Below are 6,627 nucleotides of genomic sequence, written 5' to 3' on the forward strand. Positions count from 1 at the left end.
GAAATGGCGGTTTTCTGAGGTGGTTGTCTTAAGTGGTATTAAGGGTGGTCGTTAAATAGCAAAAGATCGTAGCCTTCGGCAGCTCCTACAGTGGGAAGTGGTATCACCTCTGTAGGCGCTGCCGCAGGCTGCGATCTTTTGATTTATTTTTTGCAGGTGACCAGTGGTCAGGGACTAAGGGCGAATCTCGATCATCGTGCCATCCGGCACCAGGCCCCAGACTTCGCGCATGTCCATGTTGCGCATGGCGATGCAGCCGTCGGTCCAGTCCAGTGTGTGGAACAGGTCTTCGGGAGTGTCCTCGGTGTCGGGGGTGCCGTGGATCATGATCATCCCCCCAGGTTCGACGCCTTCACGCCGGGCGCGGGCGGAGTCGCTGATGTTCGGGTAGGAGATGTGCATCGCCAGATTGAATTTTTCGCTGACTTTACGCCAGTCGATCCAATAGAAACCTTCTGGTGTGCGTTTGTCGCCCTCGATCAGTTTCGGCCCTTTTTTCGCACCCTTGCCCAAGGAAATGCGATAGGTCTTGAGTGGCTTGCCGTCGACGATCAACTGCAGTTGATGGGCGGATTTGAGCACCAGAACTTTCTCGATCAGAGGCGTTTTCGACGGCGTCACGGTGGTCACGAATGACGCTTGCGAGACCGTGACGAACGACAGGCAGAACAGGGCAAGCAACCAGCGCATTGAAACGATTCCCCAAGGAGTGACGCAAACAGGTTTTATGTATGAGCTACCGCAGGCTGCGATCTTTTGATCTTCTAGCCGGTGCCATCGCCCGATCAAATAATGACCGGCTGCACCAACGGCGGGATCGATTCCGAACGAACCGGATAAGTCTCGATACGCCGGTCAGCGAAGAAGCATTCTAAGGTACGCCCCACCGTGCGGAAAGCCAGCTCGTCCCACGGGATGTCGGCTTCGTCGAATAGTTGTACTTCCAGGCTCTCGGGGCCGGCGGCAAAATCCAGATCGACCAGTTCGGCGCGGAAGAACACATGCACCTGACTGATGTGCGGCACATCGATCAGGGTATAGATGCTCAGGTTGCGCACCCGGGCGCAGGCTTCCTCGGCGGTTTCGCGGGTCGCGGCCTGTTCGATGGTCTCGCCGTTCTCCATGAAACCGGCGGGCAGCGTCCAATAGCCGAGGCGTGGCTCGATGGCGCGGCGACAGAGCAGCACTTTAGTGCCCCAGGTCGCGACACAGCCGGCGACGATATTGGGGTTCTGATAGTGAATGGTCTGACAGCTATCACAGACAAATCGCAGTCGCGAGTCGCCCTCGGGAATGCGCTGGGTCACCGGGTTACCGCACTGGCTGCAAAATTTCATGCTTGGGTTCCTGAAGGCTGCGCCTATCTTGGCGTGCAGCGGTGTCGGTCGGCAAGTTGTCGTTTCGCGACACGGCGAGATTCGGGGGCTTGGGCGCTCGCAATGATTGGTGCATGATGCAGGGTAAGGCACAGATCGAGAACACTCATGCTGGACGAGCTACTGCATAGGGTAAGCAACCACACACCGCGCACGCTGGAGACCGACACCCGTTTCCCCGAGGCCGCCGTTCTGGTGCCGATCACCCGCAGTGACGAGCCGGAACTGGTGCTGACCCTGCGTGCCAGCGGGCTCTCGACCCACGGCGGCGAAGTCGCCTTTCCCGGTGGACGTCGCGATCCCGAAGACCCGGATCTGATCTTCACCGCCCTGCGCGAAGCCGAAGAAGAGATCGGCCTGCCACCGGGACTGGTCGAAGTGATCGGCCCGCTCAGCCCGTTGATCTCCCTGCACGGCATCAAAGTCACCCCTTATGTCGGCGTGATCCCCGATTTCGTCGAGTACCAGCCCAACGACGCGGAAATCGCCGCAGTGTTCAGCGTGCCGCTGGAATTCTTCCGCAAAGACCCTCGCGAACACACCCATCGCATCGACTATCAAGGTCGCAGTTGGTACGTGCCGAGCTATCGCTACGGCGATTTCAAGATCTGGGGCCTGACCGCCATCATGATCGTCGAGTTGATCAATCTGCTCTATGACGCCAAGATCAGTCTGCATACTCCGCCTAAAAGCTTTATTAACACCTAAGCCATCGTTCGAATGGCCATCACCGTGAGCCCTGAGGAAAACAAGATGAAATACCGCTTGGGCGACGCCCGTGTCGAGACCCACCCGCAGAGCTGGGTCGCCCCCAATGCCGTGCTGGTAGGCAAGGTCAAACTGGAGGAGGGCGCCAACGTCTGGTTCAACGCCGTGCTGCGCGGCGACAACGAACTGATCCTGATCGGCAAGAACAGCAACGTCCAGGACGGCACGGTGATGCACACCGACATGGGTTATCCGCTGACCATCGGCACCGGCGTGACCATCGGCCACAACGCCATGCTGCATGGCTGTACGGTCGGCGACTACAGCCTGATCGGCATTAATGCGGTGATTCTGAACGGCGCGAAGATTGGCAAGAACTGCATCATCGGCGCCAACTCGCTGATTGGTGAGGGCAAGGAAATCCCGGACGGTTCGCTGGTGATGGGTTCGCCGGGCAAGGTCGTGCGGGAATTGACCGAGCCACAGAAGAAGATGCTCGAAGCCAGCGCCGCGCACTATGTGCACAACGCCCAGCGTTATGCGCGTGATCTGGTCGAGCAAGAAGAATGAACACGCCCGAAAGACCTGTCGCTTCGCCCTGTGTGAATATTTGTGCGCTGGATGAGGACGACGTTTGCACTGGCTGCCAGCGCACGGTCGAGGAGATTACGCGCTGGGGCCGGATGACCAATGACGAGCGCCGCGTGGTGCTGGGTTTGTGTCATGAGCGGGCGAAGGCTAGTGGGTTGGTGTGGATGATCCCCGGGAAATCCGGCGCCTGACAGGGCGCCTTCGCGAGCAAGCCCGCTCCCACACTGGATCTATTGCATACACAAAATCTGTGTTCACTGTAGATCCAATGTGGGAGCGGGCTTGCTCGCGAAAAGGCCGGCACCGCCTCGACTTCTTATTGGCCCAAAACAATCCCTGAAGTAACCTGTGCGCCAATCTGACAGGTCGCCCCCATGATTTTCCTCATCGCCTACATCAGCAGCGTTGTACTCATCAACTTCGCTTTCTCCACCGCGCCACACCTGGACATCATCTGGTCGGCCTGGGGCGGTCTGGTGTTCGTGCTGCGCGACATGGTTCAAACCCGCTTCGGCCATGGCGCAATCGTGGCGATGCTGGCGGCACTGGTGCTGTCTTACGTTACCTCCGATCCGTCCATTGCACTGGCCAGCGCCACCGCATTCGCGGTCTCCGAGTGCATCGACTGGCTGGTGTTCAGCATCACCAAACGACCGTTGCGCGACCGCTTGTGGATCAGTTCGGCGCTGAGCATTCCCCTCGATACCTTCATCTTTTTCGGCATGATCGACCTGCTGACGCCACCGGTAATCATCACCGCGCTGGCCTCCAAGTTTGCCGGTGTCACCGCCGTCTGGCTGATCATGGCCTGGCGCGAGCGCAAACAGGCCGTCGCCGGCTGAAGCCAAACCCCCGGGTTCATGTAAAATGCCGCGCTTTCTCCCCATGGAAAGCGCGCATCGCGTTGCTTTCCTCGATGATCCGCTTCTTTGAGGACCTGAGATGACCCGTATCGGAACTCCATTGTCGCCAACCGCGACCCGCGTATTGCTGTGTGGCTGTGGTGAGTTGGGCAAGGAAGTGGTAATCGAGCTGCAACGCCTGGGCGTTGAGGTGATTGCCGTCGACCGTTACGCGAACGCGCCGGCCATGCAAGTCGCCCATCGCAGCCATGTGATCAACATGCTCGACGGCGCGGCCCTGCGTGCAGTCATCGAGGCCGAGAAACCGCACTTCATCGTGCCGGAAATCGAAGCCATCGCCACCGCCACCCTGGTCGAACTGGAAGCCGAAGGCTTCACCGTGATTCCGACTGCCCGTGCTGCGCAGTTAACCATGAACCGCGAAGGCATCCGTCGTCTGGCCGCTGAAGAGCTGGATCTGCCGACCTCGCCGTACCACTTTGCCGACACCTTCGAGGACTACAGCAAAGCCGTTCAGGACTTGGGCTTCCCCTGTGTCGTGAAGCCGGTGATGAGTTCGTCGGGCAAGGGCCAGAGCCTGCTGCGCAGCAATGATGACGTGCAGAAAGCCTGGGACTACGCCCAAGAGGGCGGCCGCGCGGGTAAAGGCCGAGTGATCATCGAAGGCTTCATCGATTTCGACTATGAAATCACCCTGCTGACCGTGCGCCACATCGGCGGCACCACGTTCTGTGCGCCGGTCGGTCACCGTCAGGAGAAGGGCGACTATCAGGAATCCTGGCAGCCACAAGCCATGAGCCCGATTGCACTGGCTGAGTCCGAGCGTGTTGCCAAGGCTGTCACCGAAGCATTGGGTGGTCGTGGTCTGTTTGGCGTCGAGTTGTTCATCAAGGGTGATCAGGTGTGGTTCAGCGAAGTCTCGCCGCGTCCGCATGACACCGGTCTGGTCACGCTGATTTCCCAGGATCTGTCGCAGTTCGCCTTGCACGCACGCGCCATTCTTGGCCTGCCGGTGCCGTTGATTCGTCAGTTCGGGCCATCGGCTTCGGCGGTTATTCTGGTGGAAGGTCAGTCGAATCAAACCGCATTCGCCAACCTGGGTGCTGCGCTGAGCGAGCCGGATGCGGCGCTGCGTCTGTTCGGCAAGCCGGAAGTGAATGGCCAGCGTCGTATGGGCGTGGCGCTGGCGCGGGATGAGTCGATTGAGGCTGCTCGGGCCAAGGCAACTCGCGCTGCTCAGGCTGTTGTTGTAGAGCTGTAAACCGAGGCGCGGCATTCGCGAGCAGGCTCGCTCCCACTGGGAAATGCATTCCAAATGTGGGAGCGAGCCTGCTCGCGAAGCTTTTGATCTTCTGTCAGGCAATCTGATTCAGATCGTTATTACGCGTTTCCTTCAAGCACAGCACTGCGATCAAGCTGATCACCGCCGCTCCCGAAACATACCCCCCGACATAACTCAAACCGCCCATCGCCACCAGTTTCTGCGCAAAGAACGGCGCTGCCGAGGCTCCGACAATGCCGCCGAGGTTGTAGGCTGCCGATGCGCCGGTATAACGCACGTGAGTCGGAAACAGCTCCGGCAGTAGCGCGCCCATTGGCGCAAAGGTCACGCCCATCAAGAACAACTCAATGCACAGAAACAGCGCCACGCCCCAGGTCGAGCCCTGAGTCAGCAACGGCTCCATCAGAAACCCGGACAGAATCGCCAATACGCCGCCGACGATCAGCACCGGTTTGCGCCCGTAACGGTCACTGGCCCAGGCCGACAGGGGTGTCGCGGCCGCCATGAACAGCACGGCAAAGCACAGCAGGCCAAGGAACGTCTCACGCCTGTAACCCAGAGTGGACACGCCGTAGCTCAGGGAAAACACAGTCGAGATATAAAACAGCGCATAGCACACCACCATCGCCGCCGCGCCCAACAGGGTTGGCGCCCAGTACTGACTGAACACCTCGACCAGCGGCACTTTCACTCGTTGCTGGCGGGCGATGGCATTGGCGAATACCGGTGTTTCGTGGAGTTTCAGGCGTACATACAGGCCGACCATCACCAGTGCCGCGCTGAGCAGGAAAGGAATCCGCCAGCCCCAACTGCGGAACTGCTCGTCGCTCAGCGTCATGGCCAATGTCAGGAACAGGCCGTTAGCCGCGAGAAAGCCAATCGAAGGGCCGAGCTGCGGGAACATGCCGAACCAGGCGCGCTTGCCCTTGGGCGCGTTTTCCGTGGCCAGCAACGCGGCTCCACCCCATTCGCCGCCCAATCCCAGGCCCTGACCGAAACGCAGCACGCACAGCAGAATCGGCGCCCAGGCGCCAATGCTGGCATAACCCGGCAGCACGCCAATCAGCGTGGTGCAGACGCCCATCAGCAGCAGCGAGGCAACCAGCGTGGACTTGCGCCCGATGCGATCACCGAAGTGACCGAACAGCGCCGAGCCTAACGGGCGGGCAAGAAAGGCAATGCCAAAGGTGAGAAACGCCGAGAGCATCTGCGCGGTGCCGGAGGTCTGCGGGAAGAACACCGGCCCAATCACCAGTGCGGCGGCCGTGGCATAAACGTAGAAGTCGTAGAACTCGATTGCGGTGCCGATGAAGCTCGCCGTGGCGACGCGAGTGGCGGAATTGGTCGGCTGGGCAGGCGCGGTTTCGCTGTAAGCAGTACTGGTTGTCATGCGGTGATCCCTGACAGTCATGAGCTCCGTTGGAGCGAATTATTATGGTCGAACACCCAGGGATGTGGGGTGAGGAGCGGTCGCTGTTTCGAGTAGGAACAGTCGCCGGAGTGCAGCGGAAATGGCCGATGCCTCTCGGGTGCGGGGTAAGCACGAGGTTCGGCGGCGCTTGGGTAAGCGCCTCGATTATAGGAAGGAGGCTAACAATTGAACAAGAGCAAAAGATCGTCCGAACGCGGCCCGAACCTTCGGCAGCTCCTGCATTTGGAATGCGTTCCCCTGTAGGAGGGGCCGCCCCGTCTTCGACGCCGCGCTGTCGCGCAGCAAACTGGGGCTAGAGTAGAAGAGCGCGCGCGGGGCAGAGACCGTCATTAGCACTGGTGTGACAGCACCCGAGTAGGAGAGTGGTCCGCACGG

Annotated in this window: 8 protein-coding genes; 5 read left to right on the plus strand and 3 right to left on the minus strand. The window is 60.0% G+C overall.

Annotation, left to right across the window (positions count from 1 at the left end; all coding sequences use genetic code 11):
• Nucleotides 1-174: 174 nt before the first annotated feature.
• Entirely contained in the window at nt 175-690 is a 516-nt protein-coding gene (locus CKW18_RS11190) for a murein L,D-transpeptidase family protein (protein WP_095188849.1), read from the minus strand.
• Between the two features lie 95 nt (nt 691-785).
• Entirely contained in the window at nt 786-1,337 is a 552-nt protein-coding gene (locus tag CKW18_RS11195; RefSeq protein ID WP_095188850.1) for an NUDIX hydrolase, read from the minus strand.
• 147 nt (nt 1,338-1,484) lie between these two features.
• Between CKW18_RS11195 and CKW18_RS11200 the strand changes: the two genes are divergently transcribed.
• The 5 genes from CKW18_RS11200 (at nt 1,485) to purT (ending at nt 4,799) form a co-directional block, all read left to right on the plus strand.
• A complete protein-coding gene (locus CKW18_RS11200; protein WP_095188851.1) occupies nt 1,485-2,084 on the plus strand; it encodes a CoA pyrophosphatase in 600 nt (199 codons plus the stop codon).
• Nucleotides 2,085-2,129: 45 nt separating this feature from the next.
• Nucleotides 2,130-2,654 carry a gamma carbonic anhydrase family protein gene (locus CKW18_RS11205; protein ID WP_047538150.1) on the plus strand — a complete coding sequence of 175 codons (525 nt, stop codon included), beginning with the start codon at nt 2,130-2,132 and terminating at the stop codon, nt 2,652-2,654.
• The gene (locus CKW18_RS11210; RefSeq protein WP_095188852.1) at nt 2,651-2,866 is read left to right on the plus strand and encodes a DUF1289 domain-containing protein; all 216 of its coding nucleotides are present in this window, start codon (nt 2,651-2,653) and stop codon (nt 2,864-2,866) included. Before CKW18_RS11205 ends, CKW18_RS11210 begins: the two co-directional genes overlap by 4 nt.
• Before the next feature lie 183 nt (nt 2,867-3,049).
• The gene (locus CKW18_RS11215; protein ID WP_016986366.1) at nt 3,050-3,517 is read left to right on the plus strand and encodes a VUT family protein; all 468 of its coding nucleotides are present in this window, start codon (nt 3,050-3,052) and stop codon (nt 3,515-3,517) included.
• Between the two features lie 100 nt (nt 3,518-3,617).
• The gene (gene purT, locus CKW18_RS11220) at nt 3,618-4,799 is read left to right on the plus strand and encodes a formate-dependent phosphoribosylglycinamide formyltransferase (RefSeq protein ID WP_095188853.1); all 1,182 of its coding nucleotides are present in this window, start codon (nt 3,618-3,620) and stop codon (nt 4,797-4,799) included.
• Between the two features lie 94 nt (nt 4,800-4,893).
• On the opposite strand, the gene CKW18_RS11225 is transcribed toward purT, so the two are convergent.
• Nucleotides 4,894-6,210 carry an MFS transporter gene (locus CKW18_RS11225; RefSeq protein WP_095188854.1) on the minus strand — a complete coding sequence of 439 codons (1,317 nt, stop codon included), beginning with the start codon at nt 6,208-6,210 and terminating at the stop codon, nt 4,894-4,896.
• Nucleotides 6,211-6,627 lie beyond the last annotated feature (417 nt).

This window comes from Pseudomonas sp. Irchel 3E19 (genome assembly GCF_900187585.1).
GTDB classification, from domain to species: Bacteria; Pseudomonadota; Gammaproteobacteria; order Pseudomonadales; family Pseudomonadaceae; genus Aquipseudomonas; species Aquipseudomonas baetica.

Excerpts from the sequence above, each read along its gene's own strand:
- CKW18_RS11190 (WP_095188849.1), bottom strand. The coding sequence starts at position 690 with ATGCGCTGGTTGCTTGCCCTGTTCTGCCTGTCGTTCGTCACGGTCTCG.
- CKW18_RS11195 (WP_095188850.1), bottom strand. The coding sequence starts at position 1,337 with ATGAAATTTTGCAGCCAGTGCGGTAACCCGGTGACCCAGCGCATTCCC.
- CKW18_RS11200 (WP_095188851.1), top strand. The coding sequence starts at position 1,485 with ATGCTGGACGAGCTACTGCATAGGGTAAGCAACCACACACCGCGCACG.
- CKW18_RS11205 (WP_047538150.1), top strand. The coding sequence starts at position 2,130 with ATGAAATACCGCTTGGGCGACGCCCGTGTCGAGACCCACCCGCAGAGC.
- CKW18_RS11210 (WP_095188852.1), top strand. The coding sequence starts at position 2,651 with ATGAACACGCCCGAAAGACCTGTCGCTTCGCCCTGTGTGAATATTTGT.
- CKW18_RS11215 (WP_016986366.1), top strand. The coding sequence starts at position 3,050 with ATGATTTTCCTCATCGCCTACATCAGCAGCGTTGTACTCATCAACTTC.
- purT (WP_095188853.1), top strand. The coding sequence starts at position 3,618 with ATGACCCGTATCGGAACTCCATTGTCGCCAACCGCGACCCGCGTATTG.
- CKW18_RS11225 (WP_095188854.1), bottom strand. The coding sequence starts at position 6,210 with ATGACAACCAGTACTGCTTACAGCGAAACCGCGCCTGCCCAGCCGACC.